General features: G+C 67.5%; 18 protein-coding genes and 1 riboswitch. Of the genes, 6 read left to right on the top strand and 12 right to left on the bottom strand.

From position 1 onward, the window contains the following. The 4 genes from N416_RS0108230 to N416_RS0108215 form a co-directional block, all read right to left on the bottom strand. Window positions 1-1,125 carry an acyl-CoA dehydrogenase family protein gene (locus N416_RS0108230; protein WP_024441637.1) on the bottom strand — a complete coding sequence of 375 codons (1,125 nt, stop codon included), beginning with the start codon at window positions 1,123-1,125 and terminating at the stop codon, window positions 1-3. Then, complete coding sequence (locus N416_RS0108225) at window positions 1,125-2,357, bottom strand: acyl-CoA dehydrogenase family protein (protein ID WP_024441636.1); 1,233 nt, start codon at window positions 2,355-2,357, stop codon at window positions 1,125-1,127. Before N416_RS0108225 ends, N416_RS0108230 begins: the two co-directional genes overlap by 1 nt. Window positions 2,358-2,461: 104 nt before the next feature. Next, window positions 2,462-2,956, bottom strand: coding sequence for a nuclear transport factor 2 family protein (locus N416_RS0108220; RefSeq protein WP_024441635.1), 495 nt, complete (start codon window positions 2,954-2,956; stop codon window positions 2,462-2,464). Beyond that, the gene (locus tag N416_RS0108215) at window positions 2,953-3,819 is read right to left on the bottom strand and encodes an LLM class F420-dependent oxidoreductase (RefSeq protein ID WP_024441634.1); all 867 of its coding nucleotides are present in this window, start codon (window positions 3,817-3,819) and stop codon (window positions 2,953-2,955) included. Before N416_RS0108215 ends, N416_RS0108220 begins: the two co-directional genes overlap by 4 nt. A gap of 120 nt (window positions 3,820-3,939) precedes the next feature. On the opposite strand from N416_RS0108215, the gene N416_RS0108210 reads away from it, so the two are divergent. Together N416_RS0108210 and N416_RS0108205 are read left to right on the top strand one after the other, a co-directional pair. After that, the gene (locus N416_RS0108210; RefSeq protein ID WP_024441633.1) at window positions 3,940-4,779 is read left to right on the top strand and encodes an SDR family oxidoreductase; all 840 of its coding nucleotides are present in this window, start codon (window positions 3,940-3,942) and stop codon (window positions 4,777-4,779) included. Further along, a complete protein-coding gene (locus N416_RS0108205; RefSeq protein ID WP_024441632.1) occupies window positions 4,760-5,377 on the top strand; it encodes a TetR family transcriptional regulator in 618 nt (205 codons plus the stop codon). Before N416_RS0108210 ends, N416_RS0108205 begins: the two co-directional genes overlap by 20 nt. Here N416_RS0108205 and N416_RS21445 read toward each other — a convergent pair. Genes N416_RS21445 through N416_RS0108180 form a run of 5 tightly spaced genes read right to left on the bottom strand, consistent with a single transcriptional unit; the run spans window position 5,327 to window position 9,624 of the window. Continuing rightward, entirely contained in the window at window positions 5,327-6,058 is a 732-nt protein-coding gene (locus N416_RS21445) for a hypothetical protein (RefSeq protein WP_024441631.1), read from the bottom strand. The genes N416_RS0108205 and N416_RS21445 overlap by 51 nt on opposite strands. Beyond that, on the bottom strand, window positions 6,055-6,855 hold the full coding sequence (locus tag N416_RS0108195) for a DUF1906 domain-containing protein (RefSeq protein WP_081654504.1): 801 nt from the start codon (window positions 6,853-6,855) through the stop codon (window positions 6,055-6,057). The genes N416_RS21445 and N416_RS0108195 overlap by 4 nt, the downstream gene beginning before the upstream one ends. Before the next feature lie 28 nt (window positions 6,856-6,883). Further along, the gene (locus tag N416_RS0108190; RefSeq protein ID WP_024441629.1) at window positions 6,884-7,804 is read right to left on the bottom strand and encodes an LLM class F420-dependent oxidoreductase; all 921 of its coding nucleotides are present in this window, start codon (window positions 7,802-7,804) and stop codon (window positions 6,884-6,886) included. Window positions 7,805-7,828: 24 nt separating this feature from the next. After that, complete coding sequence (locus N416_RS0108185; RefSeq protein ID WP_024441628.1) at window positions 7,829-8,650, bottom strand: SDR family NAD(P)-dependent oxidoreductase; 822 nt, start codon at window positions 8,648-8,650, stop codon at window positions 7,829-7,831. After that, window positions 8,650-9,624 (bottom strand): acyl-CoA thioesterase II, encoded by a 975-nt coding sequence (locus N416_RS0108180; protein ID WP_024441627.1) that lies wholly within the window; start codon window positions 9,622-9,624, stop codon window positions 8,650-8,652. Before N416_RS0108180 ends, N416_RS0108185 begins: the two co-directional genes overlap by 1 nt. Before the next feature lie 470 nt (window positions 9,625-10,094). Beyond that, window positions 10,095-10,267, top strand: a riboswitch (M-box (ykoK) riboswitch). Window positions 10,268-10,555: 288 nt separating this feature from the next. Between N416_RS0108180 and N416_RS0108175 the strand changes: the two genes are divergently transcribed. After that, on the top strand, window positions 10,556-10,855 hold the full coding sequence (locus tag N416_RS0108175; RefSeq protein WP_024441626.1) for a PE family protein: 300 nt from the start codon (window positions 10,556-10,558) through the stop codon (window positions 10,853-10,855). Window positions 10,856-10,869: 14 nt separating this feature from the next. Then, window positions 10,870-12,078 (top strand): PPE family protein, encoded by a 1,209-nt coding sequence (locus N416_RS0108170; protein ID WP_024441625.1) that lies wholly within the window; start codon window positions 10,870-10,872, stop codon window positions 12,076-12,078. Here the strand turns inward: N416_RS0108170 and N416_RS0108165 are convergent. Beyond that, window positions 12,075-12,893: a carotenoid biosynthesis protein gene (locus N416_RS0108165; protein ID WP_196805119.1), complete on the bottom strand. Its 819-nt coding sequence runs from the start codon at window positions 12,891-12,893 to the stop codon at window positions 12,075-12,077. The two genes, N416_RS0108170 and N416_RS0108165, sit on opposite strands and share 4 nt — an antisense overlap. Before the next feature lie 228 nt (window positions 12,894-13,121). On the opposite strand from N416_RS0108165, the gene N416_RS0108160 reads away from it, so the two are divergent. Together N416_RS0108160 and N416_RS0108155 are read left to right on the top strand one after the other, a co-directional pair. Next, window positions 13,122-13,916 (top strand): DUF1906 domain-containing protein, encoded by a 795-nt coding sequence (locus N416_RS0108160; RefSeq protein ID WP_046302122.1) that lies wholly within the window; start codon window positions 13,122-13,124, stop codon window positions 13,914-13,916. Window positions 13,917-14,275: 359 nt separating this feature from the next. Further along, complete coding sequence (locus N416_RS0108155) at window positions 14,276-15,190, top strand: MBL fold metallo-hydrolase (protein ID WP_024441622.1); 915 nt, start codon at window positions 14,276-14,278, stop codon at window positions 15,188-15,190. Here the strand turns inward: N416_RS0108155 and N416_RS0108150 are convergent. Both N416_RS0108150 and N416_RS0108145 read right to left on the bottom strand, forming a co-directional pair. After that, a complete protein-coding gene (locus tag N416_RS0108150; RefSeq protein WP_024441621.1) occupies window positions 15,184-22,506 on the bottom strand; it encodes a beta-ketoacyl synthase N-terminal-like domain-containing protein in 7,323 nt (2,440 codons plus the stop codon). The genes N416_RS0108155 and N416_RS0108150 overlap by 7 nt on opposite strands. 21 nt (window positions 22,507-22,527) lie before the next feature. Further along, window positions 22,528-24,913: SDR family NAD(P)-dependent oxidoreductase (locus tag N416_RS0108145; RefSeq protein WP_024441620.1), on the bottom strand; the 2,386-nt coding region annotated here is incomplete at its 5' end.

Here is a 24,913-nt window from a genome sequence, read left to right as displayed (position 1 = left end):
CTACGCCTTTGTGAGCTCCGCGTAGCGGGCGATGTGGGCGTCGGTGGTTCCGAACTCGTATTGAATTGCGGTGAGCCGCTTGAAGTAGTGGCCGATCGCCAACTCTTCGGTCATGCCCATCCCGCCGTGCAGCTGCACCGCCTCCTGGCCGACGAATCGGGCCGCCCGGCCGATGGTGGCCTTGCCGGCCGACACCGCACGGGCCCGGGTTGCCTCGTCGGCCTCGAGGTTGAGGATCGCCAGGTAGACCGCGGCAGCCGACTGCTCCACCTCCATGAACATGTCGACCATCCGGTGTTGCAGAACTTGGAAGCTGCCGATGGGCTGCCCGAACTGCTGGCGCTGCTTGCAGTACTCGACGGTGTCCGCCAAGACTTTCCGCATGCAGCCCACCGCCTCGGAGCAGATCGCCGCGGCGCCCTCGTCCCGGGCCTGCGCCAATGACGGCCACGCACCGCCACGCTCGCCCAGCAGGGCGTCGGCGCCGAGCCGCAGATCGGTGAAGGTGATGTCGGCCGCGCTGCGGTCGTCGATGGTGCGATACGGATGCAGGGTGATTCCCGCGGCGTCGGCCTCGGTGAGGAACAGCGAGATTCCGTCTTCACCCTCGATGCGGGCGGTGATCAGCAGGTGCGTGGCCAGCGGTGCCGCCACAGCCATGATCTTCGAGCCGTTCAGCACCCAGCCGTCCCCATCGGGGCGCGCCAGGGTCTCCGCATCCTGCCACCGGTCGGCCGAACCCGGCTCCGCGGCGGCCAGGGCCGCCACCGCGGTACCGGCGACCAGCTCCTTGAGCACGCCGGCTGCGACCGGGCTGCCGGAGCGGTGCAGCAGACCGCCGGCGACCACCACAGTGTCGACATAGGGCTCAATCACCAGCGCATGCCCGAGCGCCTCAGTGATGACCATGAGTTCGACTGCGCCGCCGCCAATTCCGTCGAACTCTTCGGGGAGTGTCGCGCCAAGGATGCCCAGTTCACCGGCGAAGGCGCGCCAGATCTCGGGCTGCCAGCCGGCTCCGGTCTTGGCCGCGGCGCGGCTCGTCTCGAGGTCGTAGCGCGCGGCGAGGAACTTGGTGATGCCGTCACGCAGCATCTGCTGCTCAGTGTTCACGTTGAAGTCCATTAGAGCCCCAATGCCGCCTTGGCCAGAATATTCCGCTGAATTTCGTTGCTACCGGCGTAGATTGAGCCGGCCCGGTCGTTGAAGTAGCGCAGGGGAGCCACCGCCTGCCACGGTTCGCCAGACGCATATCCGTCGGCGGGCGGCTGGTAGTCGGCGATCGGCCCTCCAGGCGCGGTGACATGCGGCTGATAGATGCGTCCGCGCGGTCCGGCCGCCTCCAACGCCAGCGCGGTCAGTTCCTGGCTCAACTCGGTGCCCAAGATCTTCAGCATCGACGACGACGCTCCGGGATTACGCCCCTCGGCCACGGCGGTGAGCACCTGGTATTCCAGGATCTCCAATACCTCGGCGCGAATCCGCGCGTCCGCCAGCTTGCGCATGAAGGCGTCGTCGTCGGCGAGCTTGCCACCGCGCGGTCCCGGCTGGTCCTTGGCCGCCGTGGCGATCTCCTCGGCCACCACCTGCAGGCCCGGGGCCACCGCGCCGCCGCCGCGCTCGAATTCGAGCAGGTACTTCGCGACGGTCCAGCCGCTGTCGATCTCTCCGATGACGTTCGTCTTGGGGACCCGCACCTCGTCGAAGAACACCTGGTTCTGGATCTCTTCCCCGGAGGTCATCACCAGCGGCCGGATCTCGATGCCGGGCGAGGTCATGTCGATCAGCACGAACGTGATGCCCTGCTGCTTCTTGGCGGTCCGGGAGGTCCGTACCAGGGCGAACATCCAGTTCGCCTCGCCGGCGTGGGTGGTCCAGATCTTGCTGCCGGTACAGACCAGGTCGTCACCGTCGACGGTGGCGGCCATCGACAAAGCGGCCAAGTCCGATCCGGCTTCCGGCTCGGAGTACCCCTGACAGAAGAACACCTCACCGGTGAGAATCCGGGGCAAGAAGTAGTCCTTCTGTGCGTCCGTTCCGTACCGGACGATGGCGTGCGCGACCATCCGGATTCCCATCGGCGACAACGACGGTGCACCGGCAAGCGTCGACTCGCGGCTGAAGATGTAGTGCTGGGTCAGGCTCCAATCACAGCCGCCGTGCTCCACCGGCCACGCGGGCGCCGCCCAACCCCGCTCATGCAGAATCGCCTGCCACGCCATGCTGGCCTCGTGATCGGCGTAGACGCTGGTCATCAGCCGACCCGCGCGCCGCAGCTCCGGGGTCAGCTTTTGGTCGAGAAAATCCCGCACCTCCGCTTGAAACGCCCGGTCTTCCTCCGACCACCGCAGATCCATTAATCTCCCCTGCCGTATCGGCGGATAGACGCTTTTCCGCGAAGTCTAGCCGCCGTGCTGTGCGACCCGACTCCCGCCGCCTCGGCTGATACGCGCGGGCTTGCCTAACGGATGCGCCCAGCGATGCCGTCCACCAACAGCGCACGACCCTGCTCGGTGCCGTCGAGCATCCGGGTGATCCGCCTGACGATCTGCCACCGGCCGGGCGCGCCCGCCACCCGGCCGAGGTGAAAGTAGTTGGCGCCGCCGCGCGCGACGCGAAACTGGTTGCCTTGTTTGACCAGCAGCATCGAGTCACACACGGCGACCGCCTCGTCACCGGTCACGGTGACCACCGCCGGGCCCAGAAAATGCATACATCCGCGAGCGATCAGATCCTGGTGACCACGAGAGTGCACCATCGCCGCAATCTCCTCGCGGCCGTTCATCAACCAGTTCTCGACGTCGTAGACCCCATCGTGTTGCCACAACGCCGCAGTCGATTCGGAGTCGCCGGCGTCCACCAGCGGGCCGTAGGACGCGATCAGCCGCTCGATGGCGCGCTCGTCCTCGACCTGCTGCAGGCGCCGCTCCAGTTCGGCCAGCCGTTGCTCGATCATCGCCCGACCCGGGGCGACAGGTCGGCCAACTCCGCCAGTGCGATCAGCTGGTCACGGAAGTGCGCCGAAGAGCGCGCTGCGATCATACAACTGACATCGGTGGCACCGACGTCAGCGAGCCTGCCGATCCGATCGAGGGTCTGCTGCGGGGACCCGATCGGGTCCAGCGGCGGCGTCGACAGCACGACTGCGAAGCTGTCCGGGAGATCCACAGAGCCAAGGTGTTTCGTCAGCTCCTCAATACGCAGGCCGAACGGCGTCCAGCCGTCACCCAGGTCCACCGCCCGCCGAAGCGAACGGCGGGTGTGTCCGCCGACCCAGATCGGAACTCGCTGCTGTACCGCGCACGGCTGCACGACCATCGAGTCGAAGCTGTAGAAGGCGCCGTGATAGGCGGGGTGGGTGGTCGATAGCGACGCCCGCAACGCCTTCATTGCGTCATCAGCCCGGGCGCCGCGGTCATCCCACGCGCAGCCGAGCAGGTCGAACTCCTCACGCAGCGATCCGACCCCGACGCCGAGGGTCAGCCGGCCGCCGCTGAGCCGGTCGAGGGTCCCGTACCGTTTGGCGAGCTCCAGCGGATGGTGGTAGCCCAGCACCACAACCGATGTCACCAACCGAATGGAGCGGGTGCGGGCGGCCAGAAACGAGAGCGTGGCCAACGGGTCCCAGTAGGTCGTCCCGCGACCGGCCGCGGCCTCGGCGGGCACCGCGACATGTTCCGAGCAAGTGAGGTAGGCGAAGCCGAGTTCATCTGCCGCCGCGGCGATCTGGCTGATGTCCTCGACGTTGCCGTCGGCTTCCCAGCTCGAGGCTGCGCCAGGGACCTGGATGACGACCGGTGTCGCCAAGCCAAGCCGCATCAGCGGGACCGAATCCGGGGACCGTTGTACCGCAAGGGCTCTACGCCTTTCGTTGCGCCGCGCGAGTGGGATAGCCTCATGGAGCTAAACTAGAATGAATTTTAGTTATGGAGGCGTCTCTTGTCTAGCGGTGGTCAACCCGGGTGGGTACAGCAGTACGGCCCCTGGGCTGTGGTCGCCGGCGGCTCGGAAGGCGTCGGCGCCGAGTTCGCCTTCCAGCTGGCCGACGCCGGCATCAATCTGGTCCTGGTCGCGCGCAAGCCAGACCCGCTGCGCGACACCGCCGATCAATGCAGGACGCGTGGCGTGCGCGTCCGTGAGCTGGCCGTGGATCTGACTGCCGCGGATGCGGTCGCCCGGATCGGCGAGGCGACGTCGGATATCGAGGTCGGGTTGCTGATCTACAACGCGGGCGCCAACACTCACAGCACACAGTTCCTCGACGGCGACCTGGCGGCCTTCGAGCGAGTGCTCGACCTGAACGTTCGGACGCCGCTGGCGCTGATCCACCATTTCGGGAAACCGATGCGCAGCCGGCGGCGCGGTGGCCTGCTGCTGGTCGGGTCACTGACCGGGTATCTCGGTTCAGCGCGGCAGACCGTATACGGGGGCGTGAAGGCGTTCAGCAGGATCTACGCCGAGGGCCTGTGGCTGGAGTTGCGCGACTACAACGTGCACGTCCTGGAGTTGGTGCTCGGGGTGACCAGGACGCCTGCGATGGCACGGGCCGGCCTCAACTTCGACCTGCCGGGGCTGCGCGTGTCCGATCCGGCCGATGTCGCCCGTGAAGGGCTCGAACAGCTTCCGCGGGGACCGGTGCACGTCATCTCGGCCCACGCCGACAGTCCTGCGGTGCACGCCATCACAGATCGGGCCGAAGCTGTGCTCGCCTCGCATCGGCTGATGCAGAAGTTGCTCGCAACGGCCCCCCGAGCTTCTGATGCCCCGCCCGCCGGTTGAGCGCGACGCCGCTGTTCCCACCACGGCCGCGCAACGGCAACGCTGCGAACGCATCCTTGCCACGGCGGCCCGGCTCGGTGCCAGCGACGGGCTGGAAGCCGTTCGGATGCAGGATGTGGCCGACCGGTCGGCGGTGTCGATCGCAACCCTCTACCGCTACTACCCCACCAAGCATCACCTGTTCAGCGCGTTGTTGTTGCACTACACCCGGACCGCCGGCCCGTCGCACTCGCCGACGGGCTGCCCGGCGGCCGACGTCACCGACCTCATGGTCGGCATCTGCCGTTCGATGCTCGCGCGGCCTCGGCTGGCTCGCGCAATGGTCATCTCGGTCAATGCCCGCCGGTCCGAGTCGCCGGCAACCGGGGACTTCAACCTGCGTGCCCGCATCTTGTCGGTGGCCGGGATCTCTCGGCCCGCACGGCGGGACACCCAGTTGGCGCTACTGGTCGAGCAGTGCGCCTACGGCATCTTGTCTTGGGCGGTGATGGGTGAGACGACGCCGGCGCAGGCCGAACGCGACATGCGGCGCGCCTGCGAACTGCTGCTAGCGCCCTGGCGAGGTGATCCGCACGCCGGACCCGCGACGTTGCGCTGACGCCGTGCCCGGGGGTGCGCCAGCGCTGGAGCGGGGCATTGCCAGCGCCGTCCCGAGGATCCAGGCGAACAAGAATGCCGGCATCGCGGTGATCGAGTAGCCCTCCAGCGACAGCGGGCCGCTGCGGAAGACGAACGTCAGGAGCAGCACCGGATGGACCACGGCGGCAGCCAGTGCCAGGTGACCGGTGTAGGCCGGCAACGCCTGGCGCGCATAGACCGCGATCACGAACGCGCCCAGCGCCACCACCAGGGGCATCCCCGACATGGCCAGCAGTCCGAACGTCAGGTCGTAAAGCAGTGACGCCGCGTCGGCACTGCGGCGCCGGTACAGCAGGAGGTCAAAGGCGGTGAACCCGCTGAGCAGCAGCGTCAGGCATCCGATGAAGCCGGCGGCGAAGCAGGTCGGAAGGATCGACTTCATGGGCAGCCGATCCCGCAGGTAGGCCCACACCGCGGCCCCGAAGACGAACCAGAGCGTGACGCCGATGGTGTTGAGCGCCATCGCCACAACCAACCGGTCGTGGTGAACCATGGTCCACCGCGCCACGTCGACGGCCTGCGTTCGGGTTTCCGGGAAAGACCAGATCGGGTAAGCCAGCAACGTGGCCGCGGGCAGGACGGCGCCCAGTATGCCGGACCACCGGGCCACCCGTGGCGCGTCCCAGGATGTGCCGATCACGAAAGTTCCCCCTGTGGTCGGGCGAGGTCCCATTGACCGAAGTCCGCTGCGAGGACGTCGTTGACATCCACATGCGCGCCGTCGATGACGAAACCCGGCTCGGTCGCGGTGACGATGTCTCGTTGGAAGAGTACGGCTGCCGGTTCGCGGTCTCCGTGCGACCATGCCCGGGTCTGCCATGCCCACCGGTGACCCGGGCTGGTCGACTGTCCGATCACCCCATCGTTGATCGCCCAGGTGCATTGGCGCGCGCCGCCGTAGATGCCCGTGCGGTCAACGCCCAGGACGGAGTTGATCCCGCGAAACCATTGGAGCGCCAGCTTCCTCCATGTTGTGGCGTCGATGTCCTCGTCGACACTGAAGTAGATCGGCGCCGACGGGGGTCCCCCGGCCGCGGCATGCAGCCGCAGCGCCGTCTGCGCATCGGCCACGCCGCCGTCGTAACCCCGGGTGAAGTCCGACGGCGACTGTGTCCAGCCTGGTTTGCCGAACTGGTAGCAACTGGCGACCTGCAGGCCGGCGGCACGCAGCCCGTCGGCGTAGTCGCGGGTGACGGGTTTGAAGTCGAAGGTGGCGCCCGGACGGAGCTCGGAGACGTACACCATCGCCCCGTCGAATCCGGCGGCCTTGATCTGGTCGGGCGGCACCAGCCGGTGGGCGAAATCAATGACCTGCAGCCCGTTCGCACGGGACCTCGGTGCGCCGACCGTCGCCCCGAGGACGCCGGGCACGGCCAGCGCCGGGGGAAGTAACGCGGCATACCTCAGCAGGTCGCGGCGCGAAGCGGAACGCGTCACAACTGGCAAGGGTACCGGCGAGACGTTCCTACAATGTGCTGATCACCGATTCGCCGAACTGGCCCAGTGCCTCGACCGTATGGCTGAGGCTGTCGCCGGGAACGGTGACCTGTACCCAGGTCACGCCGGCTTCGGCCAGCCGGCCCAGGCCGTCCAGGTAGGCGCCGGGATCGAAGCCGTCGTAGCCGGGACGGCCGCCGACGAGGTTCGAGAAACAGATGTCGATGGCGGCCCAGTCACGGCCGGCCTCGTCGCAGCGCCGTTTCAGGTCGTCGATGCCCGCGGTCAGGGCTTCGACCGAATTCATTTCGGCAGTGCGGGCGGTGCTGGCCAGGCCGGGCGACGCCGGGAACGGCGCCCAGCCCTGGCCCCGTGTCGCGACCCGTTGACGCGCTTTGCCGGTGTTTCCGCCGATCCAGATCGGCGGATGGGGGCTGCTGACCGGTCGCGGGTGCGCGGTGATCCCGCGGGCGCGAAAATGCCGGCCCTCGAATGAGACGTCGTCACCGGTCCAGATGGCTCGGATGACGTCCAGGCTCTCTTCGACCAGTGCGGCGCGCTCCTCGAAGTCCACCCCCAAAGCGGCGAACTCGCCCTTGAGGTAGCCCACACCGACGGCCAAGGTGAACCTTCCCCCCGACAACAGATCCAGGGTCGCACCCGATTTCGCCACCACGAACGGGTTGCGGTAGGGCAAGACAACGACGTTCGGGATGAACCGGATCGTTTCGGTATGCGCCGCGGCGAATCCCATCGCCACGAAGGGATCGAGACTGTCGTGGCCGCCGGCGTCGAGCCAGCGCTGTGTCGGTGCCGGGTGGTCGGTGAAACCCATGGCGTCAAACCCGGCGGCTTCGGCGGCCCGCGCAACGGTGCTCACCGCCTGCGGCGAAACCAGCTCCGGATGGCAGGGATGGGTGATGATCGGGTAGGTGAACGCGAACCGCATACGCCTCTCCTTCGCGTGGAGTTGCTAAGTGGTCGTCGGCCGTGGCGGGCCGAGGATGTAATCGCCACCGTCGGGATGGTGGTACCAGCCGCCCGCGGCGTGGGTTCCGCCGTCGACGTGAAGCGTCTGGCCGGTCACGTACGAACTCAGGTCGCCGGCCAGAAAGACCGCGGCCCCGGCCATCTCGTCGACATGGCCGGGGCGGCCCATCGGAATCATGTGGGCCACGCCGGCCAGCATCTCTGCCGAGCCGACTCGTTCGATACCTTCGGTGAGCGTGAGGTCCGGGGCCAGGCAGTTGACCCGGATGCCGTGCGGCGCCAACTCCAGAGCCGCCGTTTTAGTCAGGTTGATGACACCCGCTTTCGCCGCCGCGTAGGCCGCATAGCCAGGCGCGGCACGGGTGCCTTCGATGCTGGCGACATTGATGATGCTGCCGGCCGCGCCGTGTTGGACCAGTGTTTGCGCGACGCGCTGCGTGCAGAGCAGGACCTGGGTGAGGTTGGAGCGGATCAGGGTGTCCCACCCCTTGGGTGCGGTTTCCAGCAACGGGGAGAAGAACACCCCGCCGGCATTGTTGACCAACACCGTCGGCAAGCCCACCGTGGCAAGGGTTTCCGCCATTGCCGCATCGACCTGGCCGGAGTCGCGGACATCGATTGCGCAGGCATGACCGCCGACCAGCTTCGCGGTCGCTCGGGCCGCTTCGGCGTCGCGTTCCCAGATCACCACCCGAGCGCCGAATTCCGCGAAGCCCTCGGCGATACCGCGGCCGATTCCCGAACCGCCGCCGGTGATGACCGCTACGCGTCCATCGAGTGTCGCCGTCTCTGCGCGCAGGACCACTACTGGTCCCCGGGTTTCTGCCGTCCCGGCGGCTCGGCTATCGGCCGGACGAGCACTTCTTGTGCGGTGCTGGCCACATGGCGGCCGGTGTCATCGACCATGGTGCCGTGCACCAGGGCGCGGTGTCCGGCCGTTGCGACGGTCTGCTGGGTGTAGAGGTGCCATCGATCGAAGTGGACTGCACGGTGCAGCCACACGCTGTGGTCCAAGGTCAGGCCGGTGTGCGTGGCATGGTCGACCGGCTGCGGGTGGGCACGAAACGCGGTATCCACCAGCAGGTAGTCGCTGGCGTAGGCAAGCAGCACCGCGTGCAGCTGGTGATCGCCGTCGATTCCACGCGGCAACCGCATCCAATGGGCACGCGGACCCGGCGCTTGGGCGCCGCCCAGGAAGACCGGGGCTTCGGCGGTGCGAACTTCCAGCGGCGGGGGCCGTTCTATCCAGGTGTTCCCTCGCCCGGCCAGGTATGGCGGGGCGTGCTGCACCCAGTGCTGTAGCAGCGGAAGGGCTTCCGGTGCGGGCCCGGGCAACGGCACGGGGTCGGCGTCTGTGCTGTCCGGGCTGGTGTCGAAGGACACCGTCGCCACCACGAGGGTGCGACCGCCCTGCTGGATGGTGACCTGCCGTGCCGACATGGTGCGCCCGTCGCGAGTGCGGTCGACGACGATCTCCAGTGGTACGCCCGAGTCGCCGGGACGCAGAAACGACGCGTGAATGGAATGGGCGGTCAGCTCGGGGACCGTGGCCGCGGCCGCTGTCATCGCCTGGGCGATGAGCTGGCCGCCGAAGATCCGGCCGAACCGGCCGGCCTCGTTGTCCGCCCGGAATCGGTCCTCGCCCAGTGAGTGCAGCGTCAGCACCTGCTGCAGCCGGTCCAGCGCGTCGAGCGTGGCGCGTTCCAGTTGACTTCCCGACCCGAGCAGGGGACCGCCGTAGTCGGGGTGAGCGGAGACCTCGGACGCCGACGTCTGCACAAGTTCCTCCTCACCCGCTGTGGCCCGTCCGCGGCGGACTGCCGACACGGGTAGCCGGTGATGTGACTGCTAGCCCATTTAAGTAAATCTGAGCGACATCGGTCAAGGGTCGAACCCGAACCGTGCTCAGGCGACCACGCGCACTCAGATCGACCGAGGGCACTTTCGAAGGTAGCAGGAGCTCTATCCGGATCGGTCTACCGAATCGCCTTGCTACGAGGCATTCCGGAGTTCGGGTCGAGTACTTGGCGTCGGGATGCATTGGTAATTCTGGCCGTTCACCCTGTCACCGCTTTGACATTCTCAGCAAGAGCACATCAACCGCTGCTGGGCAAACTTTTCGCACCCACGAAACATGTAGAACACCAGTATCATTCGCGATGCTCGTTACATTTTGGGCAACTCATCGGGCAGCGCAGAGGTTCACATTCGAGTTGACTATCCCCCACGGTGATGCCACCATGGCCGCGAACGCACCTCGCTAGGTGAGGCGTCTGTACGGATACAGGCCACTGACCTCAAACGTCGAGAGACGCCCAGGGTCAGGACAGCTCTTCCCGGCTTAAGGGTTGAGCCCAAGTGGCTTTCGGCATACGACTGGATACGCCGTGCAGTGCCAAAACTCTGTCGAGAGGGGTGCCGTCCGGCCGACTCTGCGCTGGTTCGGTAGTCCCGCTGTGCCCGCTGCAACGGCATCCCCGTGTGCCCTGGCCGTGAGGAGGTGAGAGCGACATTGAGTACGAGCGATAGTCCTTATCCGAGATCGACGACCATTTCGTTCGAACCCTGCCCCGGCGCCGCCTTCACCCCCTGAATCGGTTCGCCCGCACCGCATCAGCGCTGTCCGAAACGTGGACCTGCGCCGCTTCGGCACGCGACCGTTCTTGTAGGACGGCGAAATTCGTCATGTCCTCTCGAAGGAGAGTCTCCGATGTCTTTTGTGTACGCACTGCCCGAAGATCTCATCGCGACAGCGGCCGATCTGCGCGGTGTCGGCGACACGGTATCCGCGCAAAGCGCCGCTGCCGCAGCGCCGACCACCGGCGTGATTCCCGCCGCCGCCGACGAGATTTCTGCACTGACCGCGGCGCAATTCGCGCGGCATGCACAGATGTACCAAGCGATCAGCAAGCGCGCCGCGGAGGTGCACGAGATGTTCGTCAAAACGCTGCTGCACAGCGCAGAGTCGTACGCAATGACCGATACCGCAAACGTTATCTCCGTCTACTGAAAGGGTTTTGGCCAATGGACTACGGATCGATGCCACCAGAGATCAATTCGGCGCGCATGTACGCCGGAGCAGGATCAGGGCCGATGCTGGCGGCTGCGGCGTCATGGAATTTACTGTCCGCGGAATTGCGTTCAGCGGCAACGTCGTTCGAATGGCTGGTGGCGAGCCTGGGCAGTCAAGGCTGGTGGGGCCCATCTGCATCGGCGATGGCTGCGGCTGCCCAGCCTTACTTCGTGTGGTTGAGCGTGACCGCCGAGCAGGCTGAGCAGACCGCGGCACAGGCCTACGCCGCGGCCGAGGCGTATGCCGAGGCCCACGCTATGACGGTGCCCCCGGCTGCGATCGAGACCAACCGCGTGTTGTTGGCGTCATTGGTCAAGACCAACGCGCTGGGCCAGAACACACCGGCGATCGCAGCGGCCGAAGCGCGCTACGGCCAGATGTGGGCGCAAGACGCGGTGGCGATGTATGGCTACGCCGCGGCTTCCGCCACCGCCACCCAACTGATCCCCTTTGCCAATGCGCCGGAAACCACCAATCGAGATGACGGCAGGCAGGCCGCGGGCGGTGTGGACCCCACCGATGCCCACACCCAGCTGCCCGATGCGCTACGGAGCCTCGCGTCGCCGGCGGAGGGCTCGCGTCCTACGGATCCGGACTGGCACTGGACGAAGTTCTTCGACGGCCTCTTCGACGGAACTTGGGGCCACGACGACGGGTCGGGTTTGAACATCAATGCCCAGCTGTGGAACACGATCGCCGCCACCGGCATTTTCGACCCCGGTGGCAACATCGAGGGGTTTTCCGGGTTAGCCACGCTCGGCTTTCTTGCGCGCGGCATGGATGGCGGCACGGCCGCCCTGGCCCGCGGCGGGGTCGGGACCATGCCGGGCATGACCCTGGCGTCGACGGCCACTGGTGAGCTGGAGACCGCGGCCCGCGCTGCCGGTGGCAGCAGCTCCCCGGTGGCCGCGGGAGTGGGCCGGGCCACCCTGGTCGGCTCGTTGTCGACGCCCCCGAGCTGGGCGGCAGCCACCCCGACGGGACCTCCTACCGCTGGGATGGGTAGCGGCTGGACCGTAGCCCCGGAAAACCGGTCGATGACCGCGATGCCTCCCCCGATTCCTCCGGGCGGCGCCGGCCGCCACGGCAGCTATGGTCTGGGCACGCCGCGCTATGGCGTCAAGCTGACCGTCATGCCGCGGCCCGTCGGGGTCGGTTAGCCGGCGCGGTGTGCGCTCGAGTCGGCGATCTCCGGCGAGGTCGCCGGCGTGCCCTGATAAAGCCGTATCACGCTGATCACCACCACCAGGCCCATCATGAACCAGGTCATCTCAGCGGACGTCTCATAGATATCGGCCAGAGCAACGGGCACACCCTGGATGGTCGTGGTGGCATCGCCGGCGCGCAGCAGCCCGAGATTCACCTGCAGGCCCAAACCGAACCAGATGATGGACGGCATCAACAAAGCCGATCGGGTCGAGGTTGCGGGGTCGCGTCGCCACCGCCGTTCGATCAAGGCAAAGGTCTGAAACAGCACCCACCCGGTGATCAGCCAGCCGATGTAGTTGCTCAACGGGACACCCAGGACCCCACTCGGTGATCGGTAGGCGAACATGTGACGCACGTAGGCGCCGATCGGATCGATCACCAGGTCATAGCCACCGACGATGAGGGTGGCCACGACGGGTGTCACCACAACGGACAGCCGCCGATTGTGGATCTCGCCCACAATCACCCGGGCCAGAATCCACGCCAACCAGGCCAGAATCACCCACGCCGCCACGACAACCACCGGAACGTCGAACGCGCGAGGCCCTTCCGCGTAATGGACGTAGAAGCCGAACGGGAAGCCGGTCGCAGTACTGCACGCCTCCAGGCCGAGACCCACCGTCGCGGCCGTGGCGAAGTAGGCGACGGCTCCGGCGGGTTTATAGAGCGCCAACGTATGGAGCACCACGAACGCCGCCAATGCGGCACCCGAGATTGCTTCGGCTACAGCGGATATCGATCCGGCACTCAATGCCGTCGTTACCATCGCGGCGATGTAGATAGCAACGAGGCACCAGCCCGCAACCACGAGCGGGGCTCTAGGGGCGCGCGGAGTCGTCGGCGATGATGTGCTGGTGACGGGCGTCGACACGCACCGAATCGTAGCCGTCGGCGACTCGTTCTCCGGGCAAAGCAAGGATGTTCGGGGAAAAGCATTCAGGGTTCCCGGCGCGGGCGACACAGTTAACAGCTGCCACATTGTTAACATCGGCCCGTGCCTGACTCGCCGCGGACTTCCCACCCTCGGAACCACGTTTCCCGACGGGACGCGCTGCGGTACGCATCCGCCGCAGCGCTCACCGGGCTGGGCGCGGCGTCGGCCGGTGCACCGACGGCTTCGGCTGCGGCTCCCACGCTGATCGACTACGCCATGCGTCAGATTCCCGCGCAGGACATCCGTGCCGCGGGCCATGCCGGCGTCATCAACTACGTGTCGACGTCGCGGCCCGGCTCCAACTTCGGCGCCAAGCCGATCACCCGGCCCTACGCCGAGTCACTGACCGCCGCGGGACTGGTGATCGTCAGCAACTTCCAGTACGGCAAGCCCGGCGGGACGGCCCCGTCGGACTTCACCCGGGGCTACCCCGGCGGGGTTGCCGACGCACGCACCGCCTGGCAGATACACACCGCCGCCGGCGGGGGCCAAAGCGCGCCGGTCTTCTTCAGCGTCGACGACGACATCGACCGCAACACCTGGAACACCGTGGCACTGCAGTGGTTTCGCGGAATCAACTCGGTACTGGGAGTGCAGCGAACCGGCGTCTACGGGGGCGTGAACGTGTGCCAGTGGGCGGCCGCCGACGGTGTCATCGGAGTCTCACGCACACCCGGTAAGCGGTGGGCCTGGCAGACCCGATCCTGGTCACGTGGTCAGGTCGATCCCGGGGCAGTGCTCTACCAGCGCATTGTGAGTACCGCCTCGAACCCGGGGCCCATCGTCGGTGGGATAGAAGTCGACGTCAACGACGTCCTGGCCCAGGACTGCGGCCAGTGGAATCTACATCCGTGAGGTCGTGCGACCGATCAGGACCCGCTGGCCCAGAAGAGTGCCAGGGTAAGCAGCACGACACACGCGAGGCACGTGTAGACGCCCAGAGATGCTGACGCCATGAGTGGGCTCCTGTCTGCGAAGACTTGGTCGGTCTCGATTCGTTGACGGCCGATCTACGTCCAGCTGCGTAGCTGGACGGCCGTGCCGCGATCGCCACTAAGTTAGCCGTCCACCTCGGCCGCAGTCAACAAACGCTCCAGAGCCCCCGGGGGGCGCCAAGGACTACGCGGTTTCCAGGGTGCGCAGACCGACGCTGTCGCGCGATTCTCGATCCGAACGATCCGGGCAGGCGCAGACCGACGATCAAGGAGACGCAGATGAGCTTGAACACCGCCGTACGTGCTGAGAGTCACGAGCCGAACGATCTGGTTCCATCGCGATACGCGGTACAGGTCGGCGACATCGAGGTGCTGGTGATCAGTGACGGCGTGCTGCCGATCAACGCCGCGACCATGGCCACCAACGTCGACTCGTCCCGCCTGGCGGGCTGGCTCGACGACATGTTCCTGCCGCCTGACGTCATCGACTGGCCGTTGAACGTGGTCGTGGTGCGCTCCGGTGACCGGACCATCCTCGTCGACGCCGGCCTCGGGATGGAGTTTCCGGACTTTCCGCGTGCAGGCCAGGCAGTCCGTCGGCTGGAGGCTGCCGGCATCGATCTGTCTGCCATCACCGACGTGGTGCTGACCCACCTACACATGGACCACGTAGGGGGACTGCTCACCGACGGGGTCAAAGCGCGACTGCGTCCGGACCTGCGGATCCACGTCGCGGCCGCGGAAGCCGAGTTCTGGGAGGCGCCCGACTTTTCCGGGACCAACATGCCGGCTCCGGTTCCGGACGCGCTGCGATCGATCGCCTCGCGGTTCTTGGACGAATACCGTAACCACCTGGTCCCCTTCGAGAAGTCCTACGAGGTGGCCCCCGGCGTGCTCGCCACACGTACCGGCGGGCACACCCCCGGCCACAGCGTGGTCCGGCTAGCATCCGGTGATCACCGACTTACCTTCGCCGGCGACGCCATATTCCAGGTCGGATTCGACAACCCCCAGTGGCACAACGGATTCGAACACGACCCGGAGCAGTCGATCGAGGTCCGGGTCGGCCTGCTGCAGGAGCTGGCATCGACCGGCGAAGCGCTGGTGGCCACTCACCTCCCGTTCCCGTCGGTGTGCCACGTGGCCGCCGCCGGCAACGCCTTTCGGTGCGTACCGGCGGTGTGGGATTACTGAGCTGTGCTCGCTGACTGCCGAAACCCGGCCAGCTCCCAGTCCTCGTCGGCGATCAGGTTTCGCCAGTCGACCGGCAGCGAGTCCAGCGCGTCCTCGATGCAGAACCACACCGACTCCAGCGGCGAGGCACCCGGGGCGGCGGCCGTAATCCGGCTCTCCACATCGTAGTTCGGGGCGTGCGGTGCGTCACTGAACGGTGCGAGCGCGTTGATCGCGTCCATGACGTAACGCCGCAGCTCGGCGTAGGGACGACCGCGCAGCTCTTCGGGCAGAATCGGCCTGCCAAAGATGTAGTCCTGCGCGGCATGGCCGTAGGGAACTTCGAGCTTGTGCGGCAACGGCTCCTCGGGCAGGCCGCCCGCGAAGTACACCGGCACGATCGGCATCGCCATCTCGATCGCCATGTCCAGCAGTGTCGACGTCAGCCTCTCCACCCGCTGACTCGAGCTCACACTGCGGGTCCCGTCGGCGTGCACCATGACCGACACCCCCAGCGCCGCGGTCTCCCGCTTGAGTTCGTCGACCAGACCGAAGAACTCCTGGGGCTGCTGCTGGTCGAAGTAGCGGAGATGGCCCAACTGTTTGCCCGCCGCCGCGTCGATCATCCGCAGCAGATTGCCGACCCAGCCGGTCTCGTGTTTGGCGTGGCCGATAGTGACGACTTTCGTGCCGGTCAGCCACGATCCGATGGTGGTGCCCAACAGTGATTCGACCTGCACCTGGTGGTTGGCCAGCAGCAACACCGGCCGGCCGTGCACGGCCGCCATCGCGGCCGGATCGGTGACCACCACGTGGCGTACATAGCGCGACAGCACCGCTCCCAGGGCCAACTCGCCGAACCAGCCATCCGGCATGCCGGCGCTCTCGGTCCACCAGGCTCGGACCGGCTCCCAGTCGGTTTCCGCTGACGCGCTCGCACGGCACGCACCCGGCCCGAGCTTCTCGACGTCGACCGTGATGCGCTCCAGCGGCAGCGCGGGGCAGCTCACCTTTCCGTCGATGACCTGAACCTGAGCGGGGTGGACCGCATTGTGAACTGCGTCCGCGACCGCTTCCTTGGTCACGATGTCGACCATCAGCGAATCGCCTTGGCTGTCGGTGCCGTACACGGCCTGCAGAGTGCCCTTGAACCAGTCGAGGGTTGCCATCCGGGCGGTGTCGAGCTCCAGCACGCCGCGCCCGAGTCGTTCGCTCAGCGACAGTCCCGGGACCGCCTGCCGGTCACCCATGAAGGCGCGTCGTTCGGGCCCGCCGACCTCGGCCAGCGGTCCCTTGCTCAGCAGGAACTCGGCCATCCGGATACGGGCCCAGGGTTTTCCGGCGACGCTGAGCCACAGGTCGAAGATCGGCATACGGCGTTCGTCGTCGTCGAAGCCCACGAATCGGGCTTCGACATCCACGGTTCCGGCCACCGGGGTGTCGGAGTAGAACCGGGCCGAGAGGATGCGGCGCGGGAACCCGACGTCGGGGTCGTTGGCATCGACATACGATGCCGGATCGGCGGTGTCGGTGGTCCACACGCTCATCGCGGTGTGCGGTACGACATGCAGCGCGCCGTCCAACAGCCCCGGCTGCAGTTCGCCGACCGGAACGGCGCAGCGCTCGATCGCGAGCGTTCCGGTCGAGCCGTTGCGGCCGATCCGGGCGCCCTCGGTCAGGGTCGCGAACGCCGGGCCGTGAAACACCGTTCCGTCATAGGGATCGGCGTAGGGCACCGCACCTTCCAGCGGGGCGGGCGGCTCGGGTTCACCGCTGTACTGTGCGGCGGTGACGACAACGGCGTGCGCGTGAATTTCCCAGCGGGACAACTCTGCTCGCGGCGCATCACGCCAGACTTCGAGGCGGCCCCGAGAATGTCCGGCCTCCGGCGTCTGCTCCAGCACGACCCGCAGCTGCTTCGGGGCGTCGACCACGACCCAGCGAACCATCTGGACATCGGTGATCTCGACGACCTTGGCTCCGCCTGAGGCACGGGCCGCCGCCTGGGCGAACAGGTCCATGACCGACATCATCGGCAGCGACGGGATCACGTACGTGGGGCAGTGATCGACGACCCAGGAGTCGTTGACCGGATCGAGCGTGACTTCCATCGTGGTGGTCACGGGCGCGGTGTTCTGCACCGCGGCAGCAGTTTCCGCCGACGGCAGCGATGCCGGAGCGGCTGCACCCGCCGCGCTCCCCGGTACCGCTGCCGATGTGGTGATGGCCCCGGCAGCTGCCGGCGACAGCCGCTCCTCCGGGCCTGCCACGATGCGCATGCCCAGGTTGCTGGCGGTGTAGATGCGCTTGTCGTCCACCCACAGCGATGCCTCGGCCACCGCGAGGATGCCGGCGTCCTCGCGGACGATCCGGGTGATCTCCACCTGTGCGGTGATCTGCTTGTTGGTGGGGATGATCTGGCCGCGGTACCGCCAGGTCATGGCGTCGTGCAGGGCGGCCGGCTCGAAGCGGGCCGACGGTCCGGCTTCCTTGCCGAGTCCGAGGTCGAGCATCCCGAACTGCAGGAGCTGCAAAAGCATCTCGATGCCCAGGGACCCCGGTTGGACCGGGTCGCCGAAGAAGTGCGCCTTGAAGTACCACTCGCCGGGGTTGACGTCTTTAACGCCGCGCCATTGGCCCAGGCCGGCGGCGCCTCCGGTGGGCCAGCGGCCGGTGACCCGATCGACCATCAACAGCATCGGGTCTGCCAACCGCGCTCCCGCCCCGAAGAACTCGGCGGGCTGAGTGGTCAAGTCGACCAGCGGAGCCTCGGAGGGCTGCGCCAGAGAGGCGCGTTGCGAGTCGCTGACCGGGAGACCGACCTGGTTTTGCAGCGCTTCGCGTTTGAAGTAGCCGAACACGGTGTCGAAGGTGTAGACCGGTCCCTCGTCGGCCACGATCTCCCCGTCGAAGCCGACGATGATGGTTCCCGCGGCCTTGGCGAGGCTCTTCAGCTTCACCTTGATGCGCAGTGTTCCCGTCGCCGGGGTCACCTCCCGGTGTTGCGTTCCGGTCCCGTCCAGGTTGCGGAAGAACAGGTCCGCGTCACCGTCCAGCGGGCAGCCGACGTAGCTGGCCAGCCAGCCGCAGGGCTGCAGCGCGACTTCCATGAGCACCGCGTTGGGCATCGTCTCATGGCCGTTGGCGGCACCGTTCTCGGCGAAATACCAGGCGTCGGCGGGTACGTCGTACTCCACGACGACTTCGGCGCCGGCCTTCATCACGCCGGTCTCACCGACCAGTTCGGTGACCCGGGACATGAAGTGATACGGCGGGCCGGGCAGGCGGGCCGCCTTGCGGGGAGAGTCGAACTTCTCGAACAACGGTCCGAACGCCATGGACGGCTTGGCGATCGCACTGGCGAGCATCGCCTGGTAGTCATAGCGGAACCCGTTGACTTCGGCGACCGCTTTGAGCTCGACGTAGCCTTCGAGTTCCTTGGCGCCGAGGTCCATCGGCCAGCCCGGTGACAGCTTCAGGCCCATCCGCTCGCAGTGGAAGGCGGGCAGCCCGTCGACGGTGCACAGCAGGTCGGCGAACAGTGTCGGCTCGGGTCCGGCGATCACCTCGCGGACGAACACTTCGTAGACCACCTCGCGCGACTGCGGGGTGACCTGGCCCCGGCAGCGCAGCTTGTAGGTCTCGAAGGGAACCGGTTCGAAGCGCCAGCCGTCGCAGTCGAGTGTCATGCCCAGGGCGGTCATGTAGATCGCCATGGTCTGCATGGTCGCCTCATACATCAGCGTGCCCGGCATGCAGGGATCGTTCTTGAAATGGCCGGCGAAGAAGCAGTTCTCCGGCGTCACGGGCGCGACGGCCCGCAGATATCCGCGGCCCCACGGCCCACCGGTGAAGTCCAGATCCGTCACTTCGTCGACGAAGAGCATGTCGCCGGCGTGGATGCTGGGGGTGCGAGTGTGGCTGCCGGCGCGCTCGAATCCCTCGCCGAACGTACGCCAGATCTCACCGGACGCCATCGCCTCCAGGTCGGCGCGCTGCAGCGAGGTGCGCGACGTCTGGGCGGGCGTCTGCTCCATCGGTCCGCTGACGGTCTGTTCCTCAGGCCGCCACAACACCCCGCCGGATGCCGCCAGCTCCTCGTCGGTGAAGAAACCGGCCTGGCCGTTGCGCATCGACATCCGCTCGACACCGTCGATCGTGCAGTCGTAGTGGAAGAAGAACAGCCGCACATCGCCTTGCCGGGCGTGGCCGTCCACGTGGATGTCGAAGCGCAGGGTGTCGCCGATCTCGGGCAACCCACCCAGGTAGGTGACCTCGCAGCCGAGCAACCGATAGACCCGCTCGCTCTTGTTGAGCAGATCCGCGCCCATCCAGGAGATAAGCATCAGGTCGGCCTGCCCGCTTTCGATCATGATACCGGCGGGCATCCGGCCCTGCTGGAGCCACCAGGAGTCGGCGGTGACATCGGTTTCGGTCCACAGCGTTCCGGTGCCGTGCCGAGCCGGCTCGGCGTCGATGCCCAACAGCCGATCCGCCAGCAGCAGTGGCGGTTCGGGCATCCGGACCTGGCGCGGATATTGGTCCTGCTCGGCGAAGGCCGGGCCGAAGATCTCGGAGATGTTCCCCGAGGAGTGCACGCGCAACCCGTCCTTGTCGAGCTTGAGGCCCACCGGCTCACGCTTCACCGTCGGGGTCGGGACCACCTTGTCGGCAGGTTTGACCGGCTGGATCGCCCGGCTTGCGCCGGCGGGTGCGGTGGCGGGCGTCGCGGGGGCAGCGTCGGCCGCAGTCGGCTGCGGTTCCGGTAGCGCCGGTGTCGCCGCGGCGACACCCAGCGGCAGCCGGGCCAGCGACTCCGCGACCGTTGCCAAAGCCGGAGGCATCGGGAGTTGTATCGGCATGAATTGCTCCAGTTGATCAGGGGGGTTCGTTCCTGGGGCCGGGACGCGTGGGGGCAGGTGGACCGCGGGCAGGTGCGCGGGGAAGTTGAGCCGGATGGGTTTCCCGGCACCGTTGGCTGCTGCCGGCGCCGTCAAGGCCGCGGCCTCCGGCCCGGTTGCCGAGGACACCAGCGTGATGTGTTGTCGCTGGCCGGCCAGTCCGGTGAGTTCGACGGCGACGCGCCGTTGCGCGGATGTCCAGGGCTCGCCGTCGGGCCACACTCCGAGGGCTGCATAGAGCACGCCCGCGGCCACATGCAGCAGTCCCGAGGCGGCGTGCGCGTGACCCAACAACGCCGACAGGCTCACCGCACCGGGAACGGTGCCCAGGTGCAGACATTCGGCGTCGACCGGCTGATCGGGCAGCAGGGTTGCGTACACCGGGTCGCCGTCACGGCGCGCGTCGGCGGCGCGCTTGAGCACCAGGACGACGGCGGCGTCTGCGGGTGTCTGCTCATCGGGGTGCAGTAGGGCGCGCGCCGCCGCCTGATGCACGGGTTCGCAGCTGAGATCCACCGCCCCGACCACGGCCGCGTCGACCTCTCCGCGGCGTAACGCCCGCGCGGCCATCTCCAGGGCCGTGGTGCCCGAGAGCTGTTCGCGCGACACCGTGAAACTGGGCCCACGTAAATCGAATTGGCTGTTCAGTCGGTTCGCGACGATGTTGGGCATGGCTCCCACGACCCCCGCGGCGGTCCACCCCGCGACGACATCGTCGCGAGCGGCGGCGAGCCGGCCGGGGTCGTCGAATTCATCGGCCAGCCGCCAGCGCTGGCCGAACCGGTTGACTTCGGCGTCGCAGCCCATGCCGACGACGACGCTGGTGGTGTCCGGCGGCAGGCTCTTGATCAACTCGCCGATGCCCAGGGCCGCACCGAGCAACGCCAGTTGTTGAGGCTGGGTCTGTTTGAGATCGGCCGGTGGGAAGCGGGTCTGGGTCAGATCCAGGCAGACCTCGTCCATGCGTGCGCCGCGGGCTCCGTCGGCCAGGCCGGTGGGTATCGGCTGACATGTCTTCAAGTGCTCGGCGACGGAGGCCGTTCCGTGACCGTCGCCGATCAGGAGGCTCAGGCCGACGATCGCGATCTCCTGCTCGGCCCGGGGCGCGGCGACCGGAGGAGCCGGCGTGGGACCGGGTCCCTCGACCCATTCTTCGAGCAGCAGGTGGGCGTTGTTTCCGCCGAAGCCGAAGTTGTTGACCGCGGCGCGACGCGGCCCGTCGGTGTCCCAGGGCTCGGCCTCAGTGAGCAACCGGAACGGCGAGTCGGCGATGAACGGGAGCGGATCTTCGGCGTGCAGGGTCGGGGGACGTATCCCGGCACGCATCGCGGCCAGTACTTTGATGGCTCCCGCCGCGCCGGATGCCGTGATCGAGTGGCCCAGATTGGATTTCAGTGAACCGATGGGCACGTCGGTCATGCCGGTGAAGATGCTCGCCATGCTCATCAGTTCGGTCAGGTCACCGCGCGATGTCCCGGTGGCGTGGCATTCGATGAGGGAGATGTCGCGCGGCTCAAGTCCGGCCATCTCGTAGGCCAGGCGCATCGCGCGTTCTTGGCCGTTTTGGGAGGGCACCAGAAACCCATGTCCCCGACCGTCATTGCTCAAGCCGACGCCCCGGATGACGCCCAGAATGGAGTCGCCGTCGACGATCGCGTCGTCAAGCCGCCGCAGCACCAGGATGGCGGCGCCCTCGGCGGGGACCAGGCCGTCGGCGCCGTTGTTGAACGGTCGTGACCTCCCCGTTCGGCTCAGGGCCTGTAAGGCGGTGAAGCCGACGTGCAGCAGCAGATCACTGGCGCCGTTGATGCCGCCGGCGAACATCACGTCGGCGGTGCGGTCGTGTAGCCGATCGCAGGCCAGCTTGATGGCATACAGCGACGAGGCGCAGGCGGCGTCGAGGGCCGCGGCTCCGCCAGTCAGGCCCAATGCCTGCGCGATCAGGTGAGCCGGCAGGCCGGACATGAAGCGGTTGCGCCAGTCGACTCCGGGTTCTTCTCCCCGCCAGACTGATTCGGCGAGGTCGGTCATCTTCTTGGTCGGATAGCTCAGGTTGCCCAGGACGATCCCGGCGGAACCCGGCACCTCACCTGCCCGCCATCCCGCACTGTCCAGGGCTTGTCTGGCCGCCTCGATTCCCCACCGGTAGAGCGGGTCGAGTCCGGCCAGGTCGTCGGCGTCGAGGAACAGTCCGCGCGGATCGAAAAGGTCGTCGAACCCGCGGACGTAGCCGCCGCGGTCCGACCAGGTGTGGTCGAGTTCGGGCACGTCCGCCGGGGCGCACAGGACGCGCTCCGGGGATACCCCCCAGTAATCCGGCCCGGGTGAGCCCAATGCGTCGCGGCCGTCGTGCACCGTTGTCCAGAGCTCACCCGCGTTCAGTCCCCCGGGCAGGACACACCCCTGCCCGACGATCGCGATCGGATCAAACTTCACTTCGAATCAGCCGCCGTCGATTCAGCCGCCGTAGGGATACAACTCGAGTCGTTTGAGACTGATCACCAGCTGGTTGTCGGCGTCGACCAGGTCAAGATCGCAGACGGCACGGCTGGTCTTGGCGTCCCCACCGGTGAGCACGCACTGCAGGCCGGCACCCAGCGCGCCGGACCGGTAGCGGACGATCTCGCCCACCCGCAGCGGAAGGACATTGCGGCCGAGCAGTTCGTAGCTCCAGACCAGTGCCGCCTGCAGGCATCCGTCGACAGCGGCCGGGTCGGTCGCCCAGCCCTCCCCCGCCCAGCCCACGGACGTCAATCCGGACAGATACGCCGTCGCGGTGGTCTCGGCGCAGTCCATGCCGTCGAGCACCCGGAATGCGGCACCGTGGAACAGTGCCCCACCGGTGTAGCAGGCTTCGCGGTCGATCCTGCGACCGTCCGAGGCCGGGGCCAGGGCGCCCGGGACCACCGGTGCGCCCGAACGCATCTCGAGTTTGGCTGAGTAGTACACGGTCGAGCCCTCGATGTCGGAGAGCGTCACGGTCAGCAGTTCGGGCCGATCGTCGACGGGCACACACCGCACGATCAGGGGATTGCCGTGCCTTTCGAACTCGTAGAGCGTGACACCACGCAGCACCTTGAGGTCGAGCACCCGATCCACGTGGTGGCCGGGCCGGCATGCCTCAGCCATCCGGATGAACCATTCGAGCGCCTGCACCACGGGCAACACGACATTGCCCTGGACCCGGTGGTCGAGCAGGTAGGGCTGCTGCGTCACGTGGGCGAGCACCCGCGCGACCCTGCCTTCCGGCGGGATCGGATGCGTGGGCAGCCCTGCCAGTACGCCGTCGCCGAGAGTCACCTCGGAGCTTCCGCTCTCGCCGTCGAGGACGTCGGCGACAAACGCGCGCGCGCCGTCGGCGAGTGGGATCAGCGAGATGCCGCGGGACTCGAACATCGCCTTGAGGCCCGGGGTCACCATGCCGGAATCCCAAGGGCCCCAACCCAGTGCCCGCACCAGACAGGACGGTCCGCGCCGGGCCTGCTCCGCCAAGGCCACCTTGTTGAGGATTTCATTGGCCATGGCGTAGTCGCTTTGGCCGACGTTTCCGCTGCGCGCGGCCACCGACGAGAAGAGGCAGATCACCTTGAGCGCATCGTTGGCTGTGGCATCCAGCAGCGCGCACGCGCCGCCGACCTTGGTCTCGAAGACCCGGTCGAACCCGTCGAGGGTCTTCTTGTGCAGCGGCGCATCGGCGAGTACGCCGGCACCGTGCACCAGGCCGGTGATGGGACCGAATTCGCTTCGCACACTGTCCAGCAGCGCGCTCAGCTGCGCGGCGTCACGGACGTCGGCAGCGGCGTAGCGGACGCGGGAACCGGCCGCGGTCAGCGCGGCCAGAGTGGCCCGCACCTCGCGGTCGGCCAGGATGCGCTGCGCCTGTTGCTCCAACTGCTTGGGTGTGACCTTGAGTCCTTGCGCCGCAGCGCTGGCAAGCAGCGCCCGCTTGAGCTCCGCATCGGTGGTCAAGCCCTGGGCTTCCGGCGGTTCGTCGCTGAGTTCGGTGCGCCCGATCAACACGAACGCCGCCTGGGTCTGCTGCGCCAGGGCGATCACCGAACCGGCGGTCACCCCGCGGGCGCCACCCGAGACCACAATGACGTCCTGCCGGCCGATGCGGTGCGTGCGGGTGCTCACCTGCTGCTCGTCCGCGACGACCGTGGTTCGCCCGTGTGGACTACCGAGGCCCACTTCGAGCTCCACCCCGCCGGCTAGGACTTCGTCGGCGATCTGCTCGGCGACGACCAGCGGGGAACGATGTCCGACGGCGATATCGATCGCCTTGACCTGCGCACTGGTCCATTCCTGCGCAGCAGTTTTGGCCAGCGCACCGATCCCGCCCGACCAGGCCCGCAGGCCGGGGTCGGTGAGCAGACCGAAGGTGCCGCCGGTGTCTTGAACGGTGACGAAGACGCCACCATGTTCCGCGAATTGGGCTGCGACGGACTGCGCGTCGGCGAAGAGCACCCGGTTGACGGCAAGCGCCTCGTCACGAGTGGCGATTTGCCGCAGGCCGCCGAGATGGATGATCGCCTCGGCGTCGGCACTGGGTCGGGCCACGATCGCCGCGCGAATGCCGTGTGTGCGCAGAATTGCGGCCAGGGCCTCGGCCGTTTCAGTCAGCCCGTCCTGGACTGCCTCGGCCGTCACGATCTCGACGGTCCTGGCGGCATACAGACCGGGCATCCCCATCCCGCTCACCGGAGCGGCGGTGGCGCGTACCGCGTAGCGCGCCACCTCCGCTCCGGTTAACTCAAAAGGGGCGCGATCACCTGCCGGCAATCCGTTGGGCGCCACCAGATCCGGTGGTGGTGAACCTATCAATGACTGCAGGTAGTCGACG

The sequence above is a fragment of the Mycobacterium sp. UM_WGJ genome, assembly GCF_000455125.1.
Taxonomy (GTDB): Bacteria; Actinomycetota; Actinomycetes; order Mycobacteriales; family Mycobacteriaceae; genus Mycobacterium.
The sequence above is the reverse complement of the archived record's forward strand: the minus strand, read 5'-3'. Positions and strand labels throughout refer to the sequence as shown.

What these genes read in the sequence shown, in the direction of transcription:
- N416_RS0108230 (WP_024441637.1), bottom strand. Translation starts at nt 1,125, where the DNA reads ATGGACTTCAACGTGAACACTGAGCAGCAGATGCTGCGTGACGGCATC.
- N416_RS0108225 (WP_024441636.1), bottom strand. Translation starts at nt 2,357, where the DNA reads ATGGATCTGCGGTGGTCGGAGGAAGACCGGGCGTTTCAAGCGGAGGTG.
- N416_RS0108220 (WP_024441635.1), bottom strand. Translation starts at nt 2,956, where the DNA reads ATGATCGAGCAACGGCTGGCCGAACTGGAGCGGCGCCTGCAGCAGGTC.
- N416_RS0108215 (WP_024441634.1), bottom strand. Translation starts at nt 3,819, where the DNA reads ATGCGGCTTGGCTTGGCGACACCGGTCGTCATCCAGGTCCCTGGCGCA.
- N416_RS0108205 (WP_024441632.1), top strand. Translation starts at nt 4,760, where the DNA reads ATGCCCCGCCCGCCGGTTGAGCGCGACGCCGCTGTTCCCACCACGGCC.
- N416_RS0108190 (WP_024441629.1), bottom strand. Translation starts at nt 7,804, where the DNA reads ATGCGGTTCGCGTTCACCTACCCGATCATCACCCATCCCTGCCATCCG.
- N416_RS0108175 (WP_024441626.1), top strand. Translation starts at nt 10,556, where the DNA reads ATGTCTTTTGTGTACGCACTGCCCGAAGATCTCATCGCGACAGCGGCC.
- N416_RS0108170 (WP_024441625.1), top strand. Translation starts at nt 10,870, where the DNA reads ATGGACTACGGATCGATGCCACCAGAGATCAATTCGGCGCGCATGTAC.
- N416_RS0108165 (WP_196805119.1), bottom strand. Translation starts at nt 12,893, where the DNA reads ATGGTAACGACGGCATTGAGTGCCGGATCGATATCCGCTGTAGCCGAA.
- N416_RS0108155 (WP_024441622.1), top strand. Translation starts at nt 14,276, where the DNA reads ATGAGCTTGAACACCGCCGTACGTGCTGAGAGTCACGAGCCGAACGAT.